This is a genomic window from [Clostridium] colinum, from assembly GCF_940677205.1.
Lineage (GTDB): Bacteria > Bacillota > Clostridia > Lachnospirales > CAG-274 > Tyzzerella > Tyzzerella colina.
This window is the reverse complement of the sequence record NZ_OW712331.1, coordinates 1,511,751-1,534,104: the sequence shown is the minus strand read 5'-3', so window position 1 is coordinate 1,534,104 and position 22,354 is coordinate 1,511,751. Positions and strand designations below refer to the sequence as shown.

At 26.4% G+C, this 22,354-nt stretch carries 20 protein-coding genes; 16 read left to right on the top strand and 4 right to left on the bottom strand.

The features are described 5' to 3' along the window. Window positions 1-10 precede the first annotated feature (10 nt). From NBW53_RS07535 to spoVAD, 5 genes are all read left to right on the top strand, one after another. The gene (locus NBW53_RS07535) at window positions 11-1,678 is read left to right on the top strand and encodes a nucleoside kinase (RefSeq protein WP_250277662.1); all 1,668 of its coding nucleotides are present in this window, start codon (window positions 11-13) and stop codon (window positions 1,676-1,678) included. Window positions 1,679-1,976: 298 nt separating this feature from the next. Next, window positions 1,977-2,615, top strand: a complete 639-nt coding sequence (locus NBW53_RS07530) for a stage V sporulation protein AA (RefSeq protein WP_250277661.1) — start codon at window positions 1,977-1,979, stop codon at window positions 2,613-2,615. Then, on the top strand, window positions 2,602-3,033 hold the full coding sequence (locus tag NBW53_RS07525) for a stage V sporulation protein AB (protein WP_250277660.1): 432 nt from the start codon (window positions 2,602-2,604) through the stop codon (window positions 3,031-3,033). The genes NBW53_RS07530 and NBW53_RS07525 overlap by 14 nt, the downstream gene beginning before the upstream one ends. 9 nt (window positions 3,034-3,042) lie before the next feature. Then, window positions 3,043-3,504 carry a stage V sporulation protein AC gene (gene spoVAC, locus NBW53_RS07520; RefSeq protein ID WP_250277659.1) on the top strand — a complete coding sequence of 154 codons (462 nt, stop codon included), beginning with the start codon at window positions 3,043-3,045 and terminating at the stop codon, window positions 3,502-3,504. A gap of 32 nt (window positions 3,505-3,536) precedes the next feature. Beyond that, on the top strand, window positions 3,537-4,544 hold the full coding sequence (gene spoVAD, locus NBW53_RS07515) for a stage V sporulation protein AD (protein WP_250277658.1): 1,008 nt from the start codon (window positions 3,537-3,539) through the stop codon (window positions 4,542-4,544). Window positions 4,545-4,607: 63 nt separating this feature from the next. Here spoVAD and rho read toward each other — a convergent pair whose 3' ends face one another. Both rho and NBW53_RS07505 read right to left on the bottom strand, forming a co-directional pair. Next, window positions 4,608-5,975, bottom strand: a complete 1,368-nt coding sequence (gene rho, locus NBW53_RS07510; RefSeq protein WP_250277657.1) for a transcription termination factor Rho — start codon at window positions 5,973-5,975, stop codon at window positions 4,608-4,610. 8 nt (window positions 5,976-5,983) lie between these two features. Further along, window positions 5,984-6,871, bottom strand: a complete 888-nt coding sequence (locus NBW53_RS07505; protein ID WP_250277656.1) for a LysM peptidoglycan-binding domain-containing protein — start codon at window positions 6,869-6,871, stop codon at window positions 5,984-5,986. A 531-nt stretch (window positions 6,872-7,402) separates the two neighbouring features. On the opposite strand from NBW53_RS07505, the gene NBW53_RS07500 reads away from it, so the two are divergent. From NBW53_RS07500 to NBW53_RS07465, 8 genes are all read left to right on the top strand, one after another. Beyond that, window positions 7,403-7,702 carry a hypothetical protein gene (locus tag NBW53_RS07500; protein WP_250277655.1) on the top strand — a complete coding sequence of 100 codons (300 nt, stop codon included), beginning with the start codon at window positions 7,403-7,405 and terminating at the stop codon, window positions 7,700-7,702. A 17-nt stretch (window positions 7,703-7,719) separates the two neighbouring features. After that, the gene (gene hprK / locus NBW53_RS07495) at window positions 7,720-8,640 is read left to right on the top strand and encodes an HPr(Ser) kinase/phosphatase (protein ID WP_250277654.1); all 921 of its coding nucleotides are present in this window, start codon (window positions 7,720-7,722) and stop codon (window positions 8,638-8,640) included. 37 nt (window positions 8,641-8,677) lie between these two features. Further along, window positions 8,678-9,622 (top strand): ROK family protein, encoded by a 945-nt coding sequence (locus tag NBW53_RS07490; RefSeq protein ID WP_250277653.1) that lies wholly within the window; start codon window positions 8,678-8,680, stop codon window positions 9,620-9,622. Window positions 9,623-9,706: 84 nt separating this feature from the next. Then, on the top strand, window positions 9,707-10,600 hold the full coding sequence (gene murB, locus NBW53_RS07485; protein ID WP_250277652.1) for a UDP-N-acetylmuramate dehydrogenase: 894 nt from the start codon (window positions 9,707-9,709) through the stop codon (window positions 10,598-10,600). 8 nt (window positions 10,601-10,608) lie between these two features. Further along, a complete protein-coding gene (rapZ, locus tag NBW53_RS07480; RefSeq protein ID WP_250277651.1) occupies window positions 10,609-11,475 on the top strand; it encodes an RNase adapter RapZ in 867 nt (288 codons plus the stop codon). A 24-nt stretch (window positions 11,476-11,499) separates the two neighbouring features. After that, window positions 11,500-12,399, top strand: a complete 900-nt coding sequence (gene whiA / locus NBW53_RS07475) for a DNA-binding protein WhiA (RefSeq protein ID WP_250277650.1) — start codon at window positions 11,500-11,502, stop codon at window positions 12,397-12,399. A gap of 1 nt (window position 12,400) precedes the next feature. Continuing rightward, on the top strand, window positions 12,401-12,646 hold the full coding sequence (locus NBW53_RS07470) for an HPr family phosphocarrier protein (RefSeq protein ID WP_250277649.1): 246 nt from the start codon (window positions 12,401-12,403) through the stop codon (window positions 12,644-12,646). 319 nt (window positions 12,647-12,965) lie between these two features. After that, window positions 12,966-14,300, top strand: coding sequence for an NCS2 family permease (locus NBW53_RS07465; RefSeq protein WP_250277648.1), 1,335 nt, complete (start codon window positions 12,966-12,968; stop codon window positions 14,298-14,300). A 154-nt stretch (window positions 14,301-14,454) separates the two neighbouring features. On the opposite strand, the gene NBW53_RS07460 is transcribed toward NBW53_RS07465, so the two are convergent. Then, window positions 14,455-15,093, bottom strand: coding sequence for a redox-sensing transcriptional repressor Rex (locus tag NBW53_RS07460; protein WP_250277647.1), 639 nt, complete (start codon window positions 15,091-15,093; stop codon window positions 14,455-14,457). 132 nt (window positions 15,094-15,225) lie between these two features. Here NBW53_RS07460 and abc-f point away from each other — a divergent pair, with 132 nt between their 5' ends. Continuing rightward, on the top strand, window positions 15,226-17,121 hold the full coding sequence (gene abc-f / locus NBW53_RS07455) for a ribosomal protection-like ABC-F family protein (protein ID WP_250277646.1): 1,896 nt from the start codon (window positions 15,226-15,228) through the stop codon (window positions 17,119-17,121). Window positions 17,122-17,405: 284 nt separating this feature from the next. Continuing rightward, a complete protein-coding gene (locus NBW53_RS07450; protein WP_250277645.1) occupies window positions 17,406-17,600 on the top strand; it encodes a small, acid-soluble spore protein, alpha/beta type in 195 nt (64 codons plus the stop codon). A 53-nt stretch (window positions 17,601-17,653) separates the two neighbouring features. Here NBW53_RS07450 and NBW53_RS07445 read toward each other — a convergent pair whose 3' ends face one another. Next, on the bottom strand, window positions 17,654-18,046 hold the full coding sequence (locus tag NBW53_RS07445) for an SseB family protein (RefSeq protein WP_250277644.1): 393 nt from the start codon (window positions 18,044-18,046) through the stop codon (window positions 17,654-17,656). An 849-nt stretch (window positions 18,047-18,895) separates the two neighbouring features. Here NBW53_RS07445 and NBW53_RS07440 point away from each other — a divergent pair. Beyond that, window positions 18,896-21,922: a copper amine oxidase N-terminal domain-containing protein gene (locus NBW53_RS07440; RefSeq protein ID WP_250277643.1), complete on the top strand. Its 3,027-nt coding sequence runs from the start codon at window positions 18,896-18,898 to the stop codon at window positions 21,920-21,922. The last annotated feature ends 432 nt before the right edge of the window (window positions 21,923-22,354 follow it).

Sequence of the window (22,354 nt, the reverse complement as noted above, 5' to 3'; positions counted from 1 at the left end):
AGGTGATTTTATGAACAATATAAATGTTAAAGTAGTTTATAAAAATAATAAAATTTTAGAAAAAAATTTTAATAAAGGGATAACTTTATATGATATAAAAGAACAATTAAAAGACAAATTTGATTATCCTATATTTTTAGCTAAAATAAATAATGAAAATTTAGAGCTTTTTAAAGATATAAAAGAAGATTGTGAAATAGAGTTTTTAGATATAACTAATAAACATGCATATTTAACATATAAAAGAAGTGTAGCATTATTAATGATAAATGCAATAAGAAAAATATTAGGAGAAGATACAAGAATTGTTATAAAATATTCTATTAATCAAAACTGGTTTTGTGAAATAGAAAACGTAGAAATAACAGAAAAATTATTAAATGACATATCTAATTATATGATGAATACTGTATTAAAAAATGAAAAGATTGAAAAGATGAATGTTCCTACTAATGAATGTATTAAGCTTTTAAATAAATATAAAATGTATGATAGGGCTAATGGTCTTAGTTTTGTAAGAAAGTCATCTATAAATCTTTATAAATTAGAAGACACATATGATTATTTATATGGTACAATGGCAGTAGATACAAAAGATTTGTCTGGATTTAAAATTATAAAAAATGAAAATAATAGTTTTACATTAAATTTTTTAGATAAAAATAATCCTAGTGAACTTAAAGAATATAAAAATATAAAAAAATTAATAGAAGTTTTTGAAGAATGTTCAAGTTGGTCTAAAATTATAGGTGTAGACTATGTAGCGTCATTAAATAGTGCCATATGTGAAGGAAGAATAGAAGAAATTATATTAATATCTGAAGCTTTACAAGAAAAGAAAATAGCAAATATAGCAGATATGATAACTAAAAATAATAAAAAAGTAGTATTAATAGCAGGGCCGTCATCTTCTGGTAAAACAACATTTGCAAATAGGATATGTGTTCAATTAAAAGTAAATGGAATAAAACCATATGTAATATCTTTAGATAATTATTATTTAGACAGAGAAAATGTTCCTTTAGATGAAGAAGGTAAGCCAGATTTTGAATGTTTAGAGTCTTTAGATGTAGATAGAATAAATAAAGATATGGAAAGCCTTATAAACGGAGAGCCAACTGAAATACCTAAATTTAATTTTTTAACAGGTAAAAGAGAAAAAGGAAAAATAATAACATTAAAAGAAAATGAAGTAATAATAATAGAAGGTATACACGGGCTTAATGAAAAAATAAGTAAAAATATAGATAAAAAAGATAAATTTAAAATATTTATAAGTGCTTTAACACAACTTAATATAGATAGCCACAATAGAATATCTACAACAGATGCAAGGATTTTTAGAAGGCTTGTAAGAGACCATTATTTTAGAGGGTTTGGTGTTAATAAAACTATTCAAATATGGTCTGATGTAATGAAAGGTGAAGTAAAAAATATATTTCCATTTCAAGAAGAGGCAGATATTATATTTAACTCGGCTTTAATATATGAGCTTGCAGTTTTAAAGCCTTTTGCTGAACCATTGTTATATAAAGTAAAAAAAGATGAAGAAGAATATAGCGAAGCAACAAGGCTTATAAAATTTTTAGATAGCTTTTTACCAATAAATCATTTAGGGTCTATACCTTCTAATTCTATTATTAGAGAGTTTATAGGTGGAAGTTGTTTTGAACATTAAAAAATTATTATACAATATTCAATTTTTAGTTTAAGGTTATACAATTGTATAGCCTTTTTTATATTTATGATAAAAAATTAACTATATATTAATAATACTAATTAATGAATAAATTTATAATTTTTGTAAAATATATAATATAAATACAAATACAATAAAAGGAGGGCTTGACATATTTTAAAGTATAAATTTATAGCACTTATTATATTTATTTTTAGCATAATAGGATTATTATTTTTAGTAAATTTTGAAAAAAAAGAAGTATATAATGGAACATTTGTTAAAGTAGGTGATTATTTTGGATATATATGTAAAGCCATTTAAAAAAGTATCTTTATCACAAGTAAAAAAAGTATACTTAAAAGATATAGCAGAAGTTTATGCTCCAGATAAAATATTAAAAAATGTAAAAAATATAAAAGTAATGGAGATTAAAGAAGAAGAACAAAAAAATTATTTAATATCTATAATAGATATAATAAATGTACTAGATAAGGCTATGCCAGGATATACTATTAACAATGTTGGAGAGATAGATACTGTTTTAGAATATTCTCCTGTGAAAGAAAAAAATACTTCATTTATGAAAAATTTAAAAGTTATAGCAGTTACTATAATACTTTTAGCAGGGTCTTGTACAGCTATTATGAGTTTCCACTCAGATGCTCAAATGTCTAAGGTTTTTGAAAATTATTATTATATATTTTTTAATGAAAGAATAGAAAATCCTATGATTTTAGATATACCATATTCTATTGGTTTAGCATTAGGTATAATAGTATTTTTCAACCATTTTGTAGGTAAAAAGATAACAACAGATCCAACACCGATAGAAGTAGAAATGTCTACTTATGAAGCTAATGTTACCGACAATATTATAGATACATTAAATGTAGAAAAGACAAAAGGTGGTAATAGTAAAGATGGAAGCGATTAAAGGTATTTTAGCAATAATAATAGCTTTTTCATCAGGTATAATAATATCGGGAGCAGTTTTTGCATTTATTGCTATAATAGGTGTTGTTCCAAGGCTTGCTCAAAAAACAAGAACAGAAGATAAAATAAGAATTTATGAAGAAGCTATTATATGGGGAGGTATTATAGGAACAGTATCTATGCTATATGATTTTTATATACCTATAGGTAAATTTTTTGCTATGATATATGCAGGTTGTATAGGTATATTTTTTGGTTGTTTAGCAGTATCTTTAGCAGAAATATTAAATGTTTTACCAATACTTACAAGACGTGGAAGAATACAAACAGGGCTTAAATATTTTATAACAGCAGTAGCTTTAGGAAAGTTAATAGGGTCTATAATATATTCACAAATACCAAGTTTTTATTATATGTAGGAGGTAATTATGGATAATAATAAAAGCAAAAAACAACAACAGCTAGAACAAGAATATCAACAAAGAGTAAAAGAACTTTCGCCAAATAGTAAGATAGGGCAAAATTGTTTTAGAGCATTTATAGTTGGTGGGACTATTTGTTGTATAGGACAATTTATAACTAATATACTAGATAAATATGGACTAACTAGAAATGAAACAGGTATGTATACATCTATGATACTTATTTTTATAGCCTCACTTTTAACAGGTCTTGGTATATATCAAAAAATAGGACACTTTGCTGGTGCGGGGTCTATAGTGCCTATAACAGGATTTTCAAATTCTGTTACATCTCCAGCATTAGAATTTAAAAAAGAGGGATTTATACTTGGGCTTGGTGCAAAAATATTTATATTGGCAGGTCCAGTTATATTGTATGGAACACTTACATCTGTTTTGGTAGGACTTGTATATTATTTTGTAAAATAAATTTTTAAGTATTAATAAAAGGGAAGGTATATATGGGAAAACATATTGGCAAACAATCGGCAGTTTTTGATAAAGATATTTTTATAATAAATACGGCCTCAACTGTTGGTTCAAAAGAAGGAGAAGGTCCATTAAAAGATTATTTTGATGTTATTTTAGATGATGCTCTTTTTGGAGAAGATAGTTGGGAAAAAGCAGAAAGTAAAATGGTAAACAGTAATATGAAATTAGTTGTAAATAAAGCTAATTTAGAATTTAAAGATATAGATTATATATATGCAGGAGATTTATTAAACCAGTCTAGTGGTTCAAGCTATGCTATAAGAGATTTAAATGTACCATTTTTTGGGATATTTGGAGCTTGTTCTACAATAGGAGAAGGTATGGCTCTTGGGGCAATAAATATAGAAAGTGGAATAGGTAGAAAAATAATTGTTGGGGCTTCTAGTCATTTTTGTGCGGCAGAAAAGCAATTTAGAGCACCTTTAAATCTTGGTAGCCAACGTCCTTTAACTTCTACTTGGACAGTAACAGGGGCGGCTGCATTAATTTTATCAGATACAGGTAAAAGTATAAAAATAAAAGGCATAACAACAGGTAAGATAGTAGATTTAGGTATAAAAGACCCTAATAATATGGGAAGTGCTATGGCTCCAGCAGCGGCAGATGTTATTATAAATAATTTTAAAGATTTTAATATAACACCAGATTATTATGATATGATTTTTACAGGTGATTTAGGATATATAGGTAAACAATTAACAATAGAGCTTGTAAAAAAAGCAGGATATGATATATCAAAAAATTATACAGACTGTGGCATAGAAATATTTGATAGAGATACACAAGATACACATAGTGGTGGAAGTGGTTGTGCTTGTGCCGGAACAACATTTGCAGGTATGATATATGATAAATTAAAAAAAGGAGAACTTAACAGAATTTTATTTATACCAACAGGAGCTTTAATGAATACAGTTAGTATACAGCAAGGGGAAAGTATAGCAGGTATTGCTCACGGAATAATTATAGAAAGATAAAATAAGCATATAAAAAGGTTGATTATAATTAAAAATATCAACCTTTTTTATATTATAAAAATATTAATTTATATCAGATTTTGGCAAAACTTTGCAAAAATCCTTATTGTTTTTAGTAGATTTTAAAATAGATAAAATTTTTTCTGTTATATCTATATTTTGAACTTGGTTGTTAGTGAAAGATTTTCTAATATAATATGAAGTATCTAAAAAGTCTTTTGTTAGTAAAAGTTCATCTTTTCTTGTGCTAGATTTTGATATATCAACAGCAGGGAATATGCGTTTTTCTGCAATTTTTCTATCAAGTACAAGCTCCATATTACCAGTACCTTTAAATTCTTCAAAAATAACATCATCCATTTTGCTACCCGTATCTACAAGGGCAGTAGCAAGTATAGTAAGGCTACCACCTTCTTCTATATTTCTAGCAGCACCAAAAAATTTTTTAGGCATATATAACGTAGCAGGGTCTAAACCACCAGATAAAGTTCTACCGCTAGATGGTGTTAAAATGTTATATGCTCTTGATAGTCTAGTTATACTATCTAAAAGAATAACTAAATCTTTACCTTGCTCTGCTAAACGTTTAGCTCGTTCTAAAACCATTTCAGCAACTCTTCTATGATGGTCTGGTTGTTCATCAAAAGTAGAATAGATAACCTCTATATTTTCTCCAACAATAGAACGCTGCATATCCGTAACTTCTTCTGGACGTTCATCTATTAATAAAACTAACAAATGCACTTCAGGGTGATTTTTAATTATAGAATTAGCAATAGATTTTAATAGTGTAGTTTTACCAGTTTTTGGAGGTGCAACTATCATACCACGTTGTCCTTTACCAATAGGGCAAATTATGTCTATAATTCGTCCAGATAAGTTATTTTGTCCTATTTCAAGATTTAATTTTTCTTGAGGGTATATAGGAGTTAGTTTTTCAAAGCTAGGTCTTGAAACAATAGACATTGGGGAATCACCGTTAACTGTACTTACAAAGAGTAGGGCAGAAAATTTTTCATTTTCTTTGGGAATCCTTAATGTACCTTTTATGTAATCGCCAGTTTTTAGGTTAAACCTTCTAATATGGGCAGGAGAAACATATACATCATTTGAACCAGAAAGATAATTGTTACTTCTTAAAAATCCATACCCATCGGCCAAAACTTCCAATATACCTTCGGCAGATATACCGCTATCTAACTCTTTTAAATAAGATGCTTTATCTAATGCTTGGTTATTTTGCTTGTCCAATTGTTCTTTATTACAATTATTGTCCATAATTTTACAATTAGATTGAATGTTAGTTTGTTCAAATTTAATATCATTCAATATTTTTATAAGTTCATCTTTTTTATACGTTGTAATAGATTTTACATTGTTCTCTTTTGCTATTTCTCTAAGTTCTGCTAAAGTAAGATTATTATAATCCATATTTCCTCCTAATTAAGTTTTGGTATAATAAGTTTTTGGCCTGGTTTAAGAATGCTATTTTCTGTAAGTCCATTTGCGTCTAATATTTTTTGAAAATGAGAGCCATTTCCATATACTTTTTTACTAATAGTCCAAATCATATCTCCTTCTTTAACAATATATTCGCTTGATGAAGAAGTATTACTAGTATTTTTATTAGGTTTAGAAGTAGTTGTTTGTTTAGAAGTTTCTTGAGTAGCTTTTTCTGTAGTAGCTTGAGTAGCTTGTTGAGCTGATACAGTTTTTAAACGTTCATTTTCTTGTTTTAAGCTTTCTATTTCACTTTTTAAAGATTCTTCTGCAAGCTTATTTTCTGTAGCAACTTGGTTATTTAGTAGTTCTTTTACTTGTAAATTAACTTTTGTAAGTTCTTTTTTTGTAGATATCAAAGTTACAGCTAAAAAAGCCGTAGATATAGTTAAAACTATTATAATAGAAAAAGATATAATTTTACCTATTAAAGAAGAAGAGCTTTCATCATAATAATCTTCATCATATTCATCATCAAAAAAATCTTTTCCATATATTTCTATATTTTTTCTATATTTAGTTTTATTATTTTGAGATTTATTTATTTTTTTTGATGGTTCTTTTTTATGATCTAATTTTTTAGAATTATTAGGTTGGATATCTTCATTATCATAATCTTCATCGTAATTATAATCTTCATCTTCATCGAAGTCTTCTTCTAGGTCAAAAGTATTATTATCATAATCTTCATATTCTATATTAAAATCGGATTTTTCATCTGGTTGATTTTCTTTTTCATCATCTAAAATTTTTTTTACTAATCTTTTGGTAATATCTTCACTAAAAAGTTGTTGTGAATTTTTGTTTTTAGTATCCTTGTTGGACATGTTAAGCCTCCTAAATTTTATTTTTGTAAAAGTATAAACTATTTCATATTACAATTTTATAACCTTAAGCATAAAAAGTCAACTTTAAAATAAATATAATTTATTTATAGATATTTTGAAATATTTTGTTATTAATTGATAATTAAAAAATAAAAAGATTATTTTTTTTTGAGCTACCAAATAAAAAAGCTAAGTTTTCTCGTGCAAGGAGCTAAAGCCATCTAAAAATCTAGCTTTGTCTACACGGAGCAAAGCCTAGTATACGATTATAGATGAGAATTATTTGTTTTCATACTCTTTTCTTTTTTGTATTATTTCTATTTTGTCTAGAGTCTAAAATACATAATATTTTTAATTATTTTTAATAGTTAATATTTTATATATAAATTATAAACATAAAAATAAAGTATATTAAATATTTGATAGTTTTATATAAAAATATATACAAAACTAATAAAAACTAATATTATTATTGAAAAAAAGTTAAATTTGTTATATTATTAGTTATAGAAAATATTTTGAGGTGATACTATGGAAAACTTTGTAACAGACTATGTATATTTTGATAATGATACAAAAGAATTTAAAAATGTACATATAAAACTTAATGTATTAGATGATAAATTTATAATAAATATAACATCAGAACATATATTACAAGAGGTTTCAATATTAGAAATTTTAAAGCAATTTAATAATAATTTTACAAAAAAACTTAGAATATCTTTAGTAGAAGATTGTGATATATTTGTTACAGATAAAAATGGAAAAAGAAAAATAGAGTTAGAATATGGAGAGTTTTTTATTAAAAATACTATTAAAGAAAGTTAATTTTAAGGAGAAAATATATGTATTCTGTAAAAATAGAAGAGTTAGTTAAAGAATATGAATTAAAAAATTTAACACCTAGTGTAGATTTTTCTGAAAAAACTTTATCTCATCCAGAAGTAAACAGACCAGCCCTACAATTAGCCGGATTTTTTGAATATTTTGCTTCTGAGAGAATACAAATAATAGGGCTTGTAGAACATTCTTACATAAATACTCTAACTAAAGAAGAAAAAGAAGAAATATTTGAAAAAATATGTGCCTATAAATTACCTTGTATAGTATTTTGTAGAGATTTACAGCCACCAGAAGAATTTTTAAATATTGCTATAAAATATAATATTCCTATATTTCAAACACAAGATGCTACATCAGAGTTTGAAAGCGAAGTTATAAGATGGTTAAGAGTTCAACTTGCACCAAGAGTTACAATGCACGGTGTTTTAATTGACATATATGGTGAAGGTGTTCTTATAATGGGAGAAAGTGGTGTTGGTAAAAGTGAAACAGCACTAGAGCTAATAAAAAGAGGGCATAGACTTGTTGCAGATGACGCCGTAGAGATTAAAAAAGTTTCACATAATACGCTTGTTGGAAGTTGTCCAGAGGTTATAAGATATTTTATAGAGCTTAGAGGTATTGGTATAATAAATGTAAAACAAATGTTTGGAGTACAATCTGTTAAAGACACTCAAGCAATAGACCTTATAATAAAATTAGAGCCTTGGGAAAAGGGAAAACAATATGATAGATTAGGTATTAACGAAGAATATATGGATATATTAGGAAACGAAATAGTATGTCAAACTTTACCAGTTAGACCAGGTCGTAACCTTGCTATGATATGTGAATCGGCAGCAGTTAACAGAAGGCAAAAGAAAATGGGATATAATGCAGCTCAAAATTTAAGTGATAGAATAATGAAAAGTATAGAAAATTAATTACATAATATTTAAAATATTTAAATAGGAGATAAATATGTACTATATAGGAATTGATTTAGGTGGTACAACTATAAAAGGTGGTATTTTAACAGAAGATGGAAAAATAATAAGGACTATATCAAAACCAACTTTACCACAAAGAGAAGATAGTGAAATAGTAAAATCTATGGCTTTGGTTGCTTTAGAGCTTATAAAAGAAGAAGGGCTAAATATAAAAGATATACATAATATAGGAATTGGAGCACCAGGACTTATAGATAGTAAAAATAAGGTAATAGTAGCCTCTAGCAATATTAATTTTAATAATACAAATATTGAAAAATATATGAAAAATCATATAAATTTACCTATATATTTAGAAAATGATGCAAACTGTGCTACAATAGCTGAATTTTTATGTGGTAGTATGAAAGGATATAAAAATGCTATAATGCTTACTATTGGTACAGGCGTTGGTGGTGGTATTATATTAGATAGTAAAATAGTTAAAGGTAGCTATCTTGGTGAAGGTGAGTTAGGGCACACTATTATAGACTATACTGGCGGAGAATATTGTGGTTGTGGCCAGAAAGGTTGCTTGGAGACATTTTGTTCTGCTAATGCTATTATAAAATATGCAAAACATTTATTAAAAGATGAAAAAGAAAGTAAAATTTTACACTTTGCAGAAAGTTTTGATGATATTAATGCAAAAAATATTTTTGATGCATATGATTTTGGAGATGATATAGCAATAAAGGTTATTGAAAGATTTAATACATATTTAGCTATCGGTATAGTAAATTTTATTAATATATTTAAGCCAGATGTAATAGCTATTGGTGGGGGAGCTTCGGCAAGAGGAGAAAAACTTACAAAACCAATAGAAAAAATTGCTCAAAAAATGATTTATGGAAATGGATTTGAGACAAAAATAGTGCCAGCTACTTTAGGCAATGACGCCGGAATAATAGGAGCAGGTATGATTAGTAAGGTGTAAAGTTTAATAATAAAAACTATATAAATAAAACTTAAAATATTACATATATTATAAGTATATTGTTAGACTTGGAGGCGCTTTATATTGAATATATTTGAAGAAATTTTAAATAAAGAACAAATTTTTATAAATGAGCCTATGAAAAATCATACAACATTTAAAATAGGTGGTAATGCAGATTATTTATTACTTCCTAATACAATACAAGAAATATTAGATTGTATAAAAATTTGTGAAAAAAATAATATAGACTATTACATTATTGGTAATGGAAGTAACCTTCTAGTTTCAGATAAAGGATTTAGAGGGGCTATTATAAAGTTATTTAAAAACTTTAATAATATAGAGATAGATAAAAATATAATAAAAGTACAATCTGGAGCTACATTAAGCTCTATTGCTAAAAAAGCATATGAAAACTCCTTAAAAGGATTTGAATTTGCAGCGGCTATACCAGGAACTATTGGTGGCGGAGTTAGTATGAATGCAGGAGCATATGGTGGAGAGCTTAAAGATGTTATAAAGGAAGTTACTATTTTAGAAAATGGTAAAATAATAACTTTAGACAATAAAGATTGTGAATTTGAATATAGAAATAGTAAAATATTAAAAAATAGGCTAGTAGTATTAGAAGCTATAATTGAACTTGAAATTGGTGAAAAAGAAGAAATACTTGAAAAAATGAAGCAAAATAACAAAGCTAGAAATGAAAAACAACCAGTAGAATATCCTAGTGCTGGTAGTACATTTAAAAGGCCAGTAAATAATTTTGCAGGTAAATTAATTATGGAGGCAGGATTGGCCGGAAAAAGTATTGGTGGAGCTTGTATATCTAATAAACATTGTGGATTTATAATAAATAATGGAAATGCCACTTGTGAAGATGTTTTAAAATTAGCAGATTTTGCTTGTAAAGAAGTTAAAAATAAGTTTAATATTACCCTTGAAAAAGAAATACGTGTTATAGGTGAAAGTTAGGTGATAATATGAAATACGTCATATTAACGGGTATGTCTGGAGCTGGTAAAAGTAGTGTTTTAAAATTTTTTGAAGATATAGGATATTTTTGTGTAGATAATTTACCACCTTCTTTAATACCAAAGTTTATAGAACTTTGTGATAAGCCAGCTACCGAAATAGAAAAAGTTGCTATAGGTATAGATATAAGAGGTGGAAAGCTATTTGATGATTTTTTTACGTATTTATCTGAGATGAAAAATGAAAATCACTCTTTTGAAATATTATTTTTAGACTGTTCTGATGATGTATTGTTAAAAAGATATAAAGAAACAAGAAGAAGCCACCCCCTTGCAAAAGGTGAAAGATTAATAACAGGAATAATAAGAGAAAGAGAACTATTAAGCGATATAAGAAGAAAATCGGATTATATTATTGATACAAGCCATATTTTAGCAAGACAGTTGAAACAAAAAATAAATGATATATTTATAGAAAATAAAGAGTTTGATAGCCTTATGATAAATGTTTTATCTTTTGGATTTAAATATGGTATACCTAGTGATGCAGACTTAGTATTTGACGTAAGATTTTTACCTAATCCATTTTATATAGAAGAATTAAAACCACTTACAGGTAATGATGTTTCTGTACACGATTATGTTATGAAATACGAAGAAAGCAATATATTTTTACAAAAATTATTAGATATGATAAATTTTTTAATACCTAATTATATAAAAGAAGGGAAAAATCAATTAGTAATAGCTATTGGTTGTACAGGAGGTAAACACCGTTCTGTAACATTAAGTAATGAACTTTATAATCAACTTAATAAATTGCAATATAGTACTATTATCACACATAGAGATATTGACAAAGATAGTAAGAAATAGTATATTACAATAAGGTGATAAGATATGTCTTTTTCTTTAAATGTAAAAAAAGAAATTTATACAATAATTAATAATAGACATTGTGCTATATCTGAGTTATCGGCTATTATTGACCACTGTGCAGATATAGGTTATAATCCTTTATTTATTAATATAGTATCAGAAAATATACTTTTATTAGAAAAATTTAAAAATCTTTTAAAATTTATTTTTGATATTGATGTTTGTATAACAAAAGATAATAGTAAAACACATAAAATTTTTATACAAAAAGAAGAATTAATAAATAAAATATTTAATATAATAAATAAAAATATATATGAAGAAGAATTATACAGCTCTATGATAGTAAGTAAAATATGCTGTAAAAGAGCGTATATAAGAGGAGCTTTTTTAGGTGTTGGATATATTTGTTCTCCAGAAAAAAACTATCATTTAGAATTTATATGTAACACATACAATCAAGCCCAAAATCTTAAAAATTTAATCAACTTTTTTGATATAGATGCAAAATGTATAGAAAAAAAAGAATATTTTATTCTTTATATTAAAGAAGCAGAACAAATAGTTGAATTATTAAACATTATAGAAGCACATAAATGCTTATTAGAGCTTGAAAATATAAGAATATTTAAAGAAGTTAGAAATAATGTTAATAGAATAGTAAACTGTGAAACTGCTAATCTTAGTAAAATTGTGTCAACAGGTGTTAAGCAAAAAGAAGATATAGAATTTATAAAAAAAACTGTTGGATTAGATTATTTGCCAAAGCCTCTTAAAGAAATAGCTATTTTAAGACTTGAAAATCCCGACAAAAGTCTTCAAGAGCTTAGTCAGATGACAAATCCTACAATAACTAAGTCTGGTGTAAATCATAGACTAAAAAAAATAAATCAAATTGCAGAAAACCTAAGGGGGAAATAAGATGAAAGAACAAAATTTAAAAATAACAGCATCTATCGAGGCAAGAGAAGTTGCATTAATTGTACAAATAGCTAGTAAGTTTACTAGCAACATTAAAATTATACTTGATGATAAAAAAGTAAATGCAAAAAGTATAATGGGTCTTATTGCCCTTGGCAGCTTAGATGGTAAAAATGTTACCATATTAGCAGAAGGAAATGACGAAGAAGAGGCTGTTAAAGATTTATCAGATTTTTTAACAAAATAAATTTTATGCTACCATTTTGGTAGCTTTTTTTATATTTGTAAATAAATATAATTTTTAAATAAAATATAAAGGTAGAAAATACAAAAATAAAATCAATAAAATAATACTTTATACACAAAGAAATATTATTGAAACAAAGAATATTATAATAATAATGTAATAAAAATAATTTTATCTCCTAAGTTTATAATAAAAATACAACATTTAACTAATAAAATTACTATATATAAACTATTAATAGCGAGCTTGACAATATTATGAAATTTGATATATTTATAGATGAGGTACTATTAAAAATAATTTATAGGAGATTAGAAAAATGAACTTATTTAAGCTAAAAGAAAATGGAACAGATGTATCAACAGAAGTTTTTGCAGGTGTTACAACATTTATGACAATGGCATATATATTAGTTGTAAACCCGAATATTTTAAGCTCAACAGGTATGGATAAAGGGGCATTGTTTACAGCAACCGCAATAGCAGCATTTATAGGGTGTTTAACAATGGCGCTTTTAGCTAATTATCCTTTTGGATTAGCACCTAGTATGGGACTTAATGCTTATTTTGCTTATACCGTAGCTAATGAATATGGTTGGCAATTAGCACTTTTTGCAGTATTTATTGAGGGTATCATATTTTTAGTATTTTCATTTTTTAATATTAGAGAATCTATATTTAATGCCGTACCAAAAAATTTAAAAAATGCCGTTAGCGTAGGACTTGGTGTCTTTATAACATTTGTAGGGTTACAAAATGCTGGTATTGTTGTTAAAGACCCAGCAACAGCATTAACTCTTGGTAATATAAAATCTGTAGGGCCAGCTTTAGCTATGCTAGGTGTTATCATCACTGTAGTTTTAAGTGTAAAAAAAGTAAAAGGTTCATTGTTTTGGGGTATATTAATAACATGGGGACTTGGTATAATTTGCCAGTTAACAGGGTTATACCAAGTTGATATAGAACAAGGACAATTTAACCTTATACCAGAAGGAATTATATCTATACCTCCTTCTTTAAAAGATATAAATATTTTTACAGCATTTAAAAGTATAGATTTTGACATTATAAAAATAACAGATATTGTTGTTATTGTATTTGCTTTTTTATTTGTAGATATGTTTGACACAATAGGGACACTTATAGGAGTTTCTGAAAAGGCTAAATTTTTAGATAAAGATGGTAAACTACCAAAATTAAAACAAGCACTTTTAGCAGATGCAGTTGCTACAACAGCAGGGGCTATGCTAGGAACATCTACAACTACTACATTTGTAGAGAGTGCATCTGGTGTTGCCGAAGGTGGTAGAACTGGTTTAACATCAACTGTTACAGGTTTATTATTTTTAGTATCTTTAATATTTTCACCTATATTTATTACAATACCAAGCTTTGCAACAGCTCCAATCCTTATAATAGTAGGTTTATTTATGATTGAAAATGTTGTAAAGATAGACTTTAGTGATTATACAGAAGGTTTACCAGCTTTTATAACTATAATAATGATGCCATTTACTTATAGTATAGCGGATGGTTTAGTATTTGGATTTTTAAGTTATGTATTTATTAAAATGTTAACTGGTAGAGCTAAAGAAGTTAATAAAGTAATGTACATATTAGCTATATTATTTTTATTAAAATTAATATTATCTTAAAAATTTAAAATATACTCAAAATAACTTAAGATTATTATAATTTTAAGTTATTTTTTTATTAAACAAAATATTTTAAAGTAACTTTTTTATATTTTTGAAAGGGTGTAGATAAATTCTGCACCCTCAAGTTATTTTTTTGTTAAAAAAATTAATTTTAGTCTTCTGTAATTTCTCCAGAGTTAAATCTGTAAGCTAATGTCATTAAACTATCTGTAAGATGAACATTTTCTACAATAATGCCATCAGATAATTTTAATTCAGTGTTGGAAAAATTCCAAATGCCTTTTATACCATAGCTAATAACAGATTTATATAATTCGTAAGCATTTACTCGAGGTACAGCTAATACAGCTATATCTATTTGATTTTCTTTTGTAAATTTTTCTAAATTTTTTATGTCTTGTACTTCTAAGTCTTTTATTTTAGTTCCTATAATATTAGAATCTATATCAAATATACCTATAAAATTAAAACCTCTTTTTTCAAAATTAGAATAGTTTAATAATGCTTGTCCAATCTTTCCAGCACCTAATATAACTAAATTATATGTTTTATTTAACCCTAGAATTTCTCTAATTTCATTTAAAAGAAGTTCTACGTTATATCCATAGCCTTGTTGTCCAAAACAACCAAAGGTATTTAAATCTTGTCTTATTTGAGAAGCTGTAATGTTCATTTTAGCGCTTAAGTCTTTAGAAGAAATTCTTGTTATACCATTATCTAGTAAATCTCCTAAAAATCTATAATATCTAGGCAAGCGTTTTATGACAGCTAAAGAAACTTTTTTATCCATTAACACCATTCCTTTATTAAGATATTAACAAAATTATACAACTTTGTTTTCTTTTTGTCAATGTTAGCTCTTTTAAAACTTATTATATTTTGTTATAATTGTTATAATTAATTAAAATATAGGAGGCAAAATATGATATGCGCTTGTAATAACATAAATAAATCTTTTGGTATAACAAATGTATTAACCAACATATCATTTAACATAAATGAAAAAGATAGAGTTGCTCTTGTAGGGGTTAATGGAGCTGGTAAGTCTACATTATTTAAAATAATAACAGGAGAAATATCTCAAGATAGTGGTGAAGTTATTATACCTAAAAATACTAAAATAGGATATTTTTCTCAAAATTTAAATTTAAATTTAAATGAAGATAACACACTATTTGAAGAGCTTTTAACAGTTTTTTCACACATAATAAATATGGAAATAAAGTTAAGAGATTTGGAAGAAAAAATGAGTATATTAAAAGATGAAGAGCTTAGCTTAACAATGAAAGAATATGACAAAGTGTGTGAATATTTAAATCAAAATAACGCATTTGATTATAATAGCCGTATAAAAGGTGTATTAAAAGGTTTAGGATTTGTAGAAGATGATTTTTATAAACAAGTTAAATGTCTTTCTGGTGGACAAAAAACTCGTATAGCTCTTGGCAAAATATTATTAGAAGAACCAGATATTTTACTTTTAGATGAACCAACAAACCATCTTGATGTAAAATCTATACAATGGTTAGAAAATTTTTTAAAATCATATAATAAAGCATTATTTATTATATCTCACGATAGATATTTTTTAAATAAAGTAGTAACTAAAGTAATTGAATTGGAAAATAGTAAAGCAACAGTATATAATGGTAATTATTCTGATTACTCAAACAAAAAGCATATAGCTAGAGAGATAATGCTAAAGCAATATTTAAATCAACAAAAAGAAATAAAAAAACAAGAAGAAGTTATAAAAAAATTACGCTCATACAATAGAGAAAAGTCTATAAAACGAGCAGAAAGCCGTGAAAAGCTATTAGATAAAATGGAGAAAATAGAAAAGCCAGATAGTTTGCCACCACAAATGCGTCTTACATTATCACCAAAAAAAGAAAGCGGAAATGATGTATTGACTGTTAAAAATTTATCCAAAAGTTTTGATTTTGAACTTTTTAATAATATATCTTTTGATATAAAAAAAGGGGAGAAAATAGCACTTATAGGGGCTAATGGTATAGGGAAATCTACATTAATAAAAATGATAATGAATAAAATTTCTATTGATAAAGGTAGTATTGATATAGGAGCCAATGTTATTATAGGATATTATGACCAAGAACAGGAAAATTTAAATATGGATAAAACAATATTTGATGAAATATCGGATACATATCCTAATTTAAAAAATGAAGAGATAAGAAATGCACTTGCCGTATTTGTTTTTACAGGTGATGATGTATTTAAAAAAATATCTAGTTTAAGCGGGGGAGAAAAAGGAAGAGTTGCACTTGCAAAAATAATGTTATCTAATGCAAACTTTCTTATATTGGACGAGCCTACAAACCACTTAGATATGGTATCTAAAGAAATATTAGAAGATGCATTAAAATCTTATACCGGAACTTGTATATATATTTCGCACGATAGATTTTTTATAAATAATACAGCAACAAAGGTTATAGAATTAACTAAAAATAAAATGAACGTATATTTGGGTAATTATGATTATTATTTGGAAAAAAGCCAACAACAAATAGATATAGCAGATAGCAATGTAAAAAAAGAAACCCAAGATACAAAATTAGATTGGAAAGCACAAAAAGAAGCACAAGCAGAACTTAGAAAAAAACAAAATGCTTTAAACAAGGTAGAAAAGCAAATAGAAGAAATAGAAGAAAAAATTAAAAATGCAGACGAGCAATTAAGTCTAGAAGAAGTATATACAAGCCCACAAAAATCTAGAGAAATATTTGAAGAAAAGAAAAAGCTAGAAGAAGAGCTTGATATATTATATGAACAATGGGAAAATTTAACATAATATGCAAGATAATATATGAAAAAACTAATCTATTCACACAAGGGCTAAAGCCTATATAAATCTAGCTTTTCACACAATACGAAGCTTTGCCTTGTATTGTGATTAATATTTTTATGTAAAACATAAAAATAATTATGCAAAGTAAGTTACCGCTAATATATTTTGTCTACGGTCTTTGATAATATGTTTTATAAATTCTCCTATATTATTTAAAAATATATAGGTATAAAATATAAAAAATTTTTTAATAATATTTATACTACTATATATTTAAAGGAGAAAGTATGAAAAAAGGTAAAAAAAAAGACGACAAACCTAAAACAAAAGAAGAACTATTAAAATATGAAATAGCAGAAGAATTAGGATTTATGGATAAAATAAAAGAGGGGGGCTGGAAGAGCTTAACGGCTAAAGAAAGCGGAAAAATAGGAGGGTTAATGACAAAAAGAAAAAGAGAAAAAAGACTTTACAATAAATAATAAACAAAAAATATAAGCCAAAAGCAGATAATACTGTTTTTGGCTTATAAAATTTAGATAAAAGTTTCTTTAGGTATAAACAAGGCCTCATCACCAATATTTATAACAAAACCTTTAGCATCTGTATCTACGCTAGTTAGCATATAATGAAAATCTTTAAGTGTAGCATCTATAGCTGTAAATTGATTATCTTTTTTAAATTTATTAAATTTATCCCAGTCTGTAAAAGCTAAGAAAAATTTGTTGTCATCTCCGTCTGTAATATTTATGAAAGAAACATCTGTATTGTTTAAATCATTAGTAGCATTTTGGTTTATTATAAAAACAGGAGAAAGAAATTTTGTTTTTTCAATTTCTTTTTCAAAATTAGCGTAATTTTCTTCACTTTTATCTTGTAATAAATTTTGCATTGCATTTAAAAAATCATTGTTAGAAACATTAGACATAATAACACCTCATTTATTTAATTTAATTGGTTGTTTACCGTTTTTAGAGATAGATAAAAATATAAATAATTAAAATGTTTTATAAATAGAAAATTACTATTAAAAAATCATAAATTAATATATATTTTTATAATAAATGTATAAATAAAGTGCATAGATACTCATAAAGTAAATTATAATTTAGCTATATTTATAGATTTTAAAAATTTATCACTAAATTTGACAAACAACCATTTAATTTTATTCGATTGATAGTTTATTATCATAAAAATAGTAACCCCTTAATCGATTATATAGACTATAATAAGAATAATTTGTTTAGCCTACAAAAATATTATATCCAAAAGACATAATTTGTAAAGCATTAATTTTAAATTATAACTATAATAAATAGTTAGTTATTTTAGATAATAAATTTTGTAGGGGATAGGAGATAAAAACCTTTAGAAAGTTTGAGAAACACAATAGTTTAAGATAGTATATAAAAATATAATTTATTACTGAAATGTAACTAATATTACAGGTAAATTACAAATAGGCTAAACCTATTGCAAAAAATTTTAACTAGTGTTATATTATATACAAGCAAGGCAAACAAACAAAAAAGCCAAAGTTTAGATATGATTTTTACAATAATAAAAAACGATTATATATCTAAAATTGCTCCATAGTATAAAAACTTATAGGGGTTAGGCAAAAGTTGTTATAAAATGTTACGATAAATATTACAGTAATGTTACATCTTATAAAACACTATTGACTATATAAGTTTGCAATGCTATAATGATGATACAGTGGTTGACTAATGTAAATTAGTTATAAACTCAAATTTTTAGGAGGAATTTTATAATGAAAAGAAAAATTGCTATATTATTATCAGCTATGATGGTTACTAGTGCAATGCCACTTAGTGCAAACGCAGCTCAATTAAAAGCTGATAGTGTATTAAATACTACATTTGCTAAAGCGGGTGAAACAATCGACCCTAATGCAAAAGATTATGCAAGCGCTGAAAAATTTAAAACAGTTAGCGATTTAAAAAGTAGAAAAAGCGTTGTTAAAATAGCTCTTAACAATGATGGTACTGAAAACATTGGCGAAACTACTTTTAAAGTACAACTTGAAAATGGTACTTTTGATGAAAGTAATTTAGCAGCATATCAATACTATAATAGTAATGGTACTGATAAAGTAACTTATGAACAAGCAATGAATGGTGCAAAATCTTTAACAGATGTTTATAATAACATTGTATCTAATTCAAAAGATAAAGCAACAATTACAGTAAATAGTGCAGTTGCAATTACTGAATTTTCAGAATTTAATACAATGTATGATGCTGAATTAAAAAGTACAGGTAATAAACTTGATGCTGTAACAAGTCAAGCAACTTTTGAAGCAGTACCAGAAGTTAAAGCTGAATTAGATAAAATTAAAGCTAAAGTTCTTGCAGAACAAAATAGAGCAGTACCAGAATTAGCTCATATACCATATACTTTAAAAATTGATAGCCCTACAACAGCTACAGTTACAGTTCCTAATTTAGATCTTAAAGATAGTGATAAAGAAATAAATATGGGTACTACTAATAAAGTAACTGAAGATCAAATTACTTTTAAATTTTATGATTCAATGGGTGTAATAGCAGATAGTAACTTTACAAAAGAAAAAATTAAATCTGATGGTGGAAATAATAAAATAACAAAAATAGAAGTTGTTATTTCTAAAGGAACAGAAAATACTAAAGTTAAAGATCCATACATTGCTTTACCTTTAGGTGCAGTAAAAGCAGATGGTAACTCACCAGTTAAAGTAAAAATCGTTTCTGATTACAACGATAAAGTAAAAGGTGGCGAATATACACTTACTAAAGCTGGTCAAGAAGGTGAAACTACTTTAGAATATAGCTCAAGCAACATTAAATCTTTCGAAGATTATGCTAAATTATCTCCAGTTGTTATTAAAGAAAACGTAAGAGGTACAATTGGTAATAGCAAAGGCGAAGCTACAATCACTTTAAGAGTAAATGGTGGTTTTAGATTTAAAACAGGTAGCACTCTTAAATTCTTTAATGATAAAACAGGTAAAGAATTAACTGTAGATACTACAGGTACAGGTCTTGGTTATTCTGGTAATGATTCTGTTCTTAAAGTAAAAGTATCAGGATTAGAGACTAATCGTACTACACCAATTGGTATTAGAGTTGAAGGATTACAAGTAGAAGCTACTAATGATAAAAACTTTGGTAATGTAGACCTTACTGTTTCTGGTGACGGTATCTCTAGTGCAACAAAAACAGTTGCTAAAAGAGAAAAATTAGGTTTCAAACTTGAAACTTTAAAAGATGCTAAAGAAATTATTTCTGGTAGACATTATAGCAAAAATGATTCTAGCATGTCTGAACAAGATAACACTACTGTAGAAGTTAAATTCTCAGAAGCTGTTTCTAATACTTTAGTAAAATCTAGAGCTTTAGATTTTAATGTTCCAGAAGGTGTTAAAATCGTAGGTATCGATCTTAGCAAAATCAATAACTTTAATGGTTTGTCTGCTGAAGACTTTGAAATTGTTAACCATGGTAAAACTTTAAGACTTAAAAGAGATAGCTATGAAGTTAAATACGGTTCAACTAGCTCAAGCTCTGTAGCTAATTTCGTATTAAAACTTAACTTATCTGTAGATCCTGGTTTCAAAGGTGACATTAAACTTGGTGTAACTGGTGGTGGACAAAGCAATGTTACAGAAGCAGTAGTTGCTAAAGCTGTAATTCCTTTCGAAATCAAATCTAATACTACAAAAGCTAACATTGGTTACCAAAACTACAGCACTGCTGATATTGTTATCACAGAAGCTAAACCAGGTATGTTCTTAGAAAATAAAGAAGCTGTATTATATCTTTCAGCTCCTTATGGTACTCAAGAATTAGGTTTCTCTGAAGCTAAATTCGAAGTAAGTGGTGGCGAATTAGAAGTTAAAGAAAAAGACTTTAAAGTAGGCGATGTTAAAGACAGTAGCAATAATACAGTTAGAGGTGCTATCAAATTCAAAATTAACAAAGCATCTTACAAAAACCCATCTACAATAACAATTAAAAATGTTAAAGTAGGTACTACTCGTTCTGTACCATTTGGTGCATATGACTTAAAATTAGCTGGTGATGCAGTTATCAATAACTATGATTCTAAAGTAGAAGATGATAAAACATTCTCTGCTACAAGCAAAGATAAAAACTTAGTTAACCAAAATAATACAAGTTCTTATGTATTCAAAGAATATGTAAACGTTATTACAGAAACAGGTACTTTTGATCAAACTGTTAAAGTAAGCGTTGGTGAAAAAACTGTTCTTGTTGGTGACAAAACTATTGATATGGATGTAGCTCCTTATATCCAAGCTTCTAGCAACAGCACAATGGTTCCTTTAAGATTTGTTTCTGTAGCTTTAGGTGTAGATAGTGCTAATGTTACTAACCCAGATGCTTCTAACAAAATCGCTTTTGATGCAAATACTAAAACTACTACAATTTACTACGGTGCAGGTACTGGTCAAAAAATTATTCAATTCCAAGCTGGTAGCAACATTATGGTAGTTGACGGTACTAGAATTCCTATGGAATTTGGTGTTAAAGCTGAAATCAAAGATGGTAGAATGTTCGTTCCTTTCAGAGCTTTAGGTCAAGCTTTAGGCGTGGCTGTTAGCTGGAATGCAGATACTAGAACTGCTATCTACAATGAAAACGCTTCAAAAGTAGCTACAACTACAGCTGCTACAACAACTAGCACAACTGCTTCTACAACTACAACTAAAGAATCTACAACTCAAAGCACAACTGCTTCTAAAGATTCTACAACAGAAACTACTACTGCTAAAAAATAATTTAATAGTTAGTTAGTTTAAAGCCTTCCGAAAGGAAGGCTTTTTTAATATATTCTACTATAGTTCTAAAAGGATTTTAGGTTGTATGATGTTATAAGTGATAGAAAAAATATAACTTATAACATCATACAACTTTTTATTGTATATTTTATTATGATTGTATATCATTTTTAGTGATAAAAAATAGGATTAAATTTTTAGAAAAAATATGAGTTTAAAGAAAAAATTAATTATTTCATTATATCAGTTTGAAAAGTTTTACTACAATAATTAAATTTATAGATTTTAATAAGTAAGATAATATATATTTTTTATACTTTTTGAAATATAAATAAGTATAATTATTTTATAATTTATTAGTTAAATTTTTGTTAATTATAATATTATATAATTTTTTTATTTTATATAATTATAAAAAAGTAAAGTTTGATT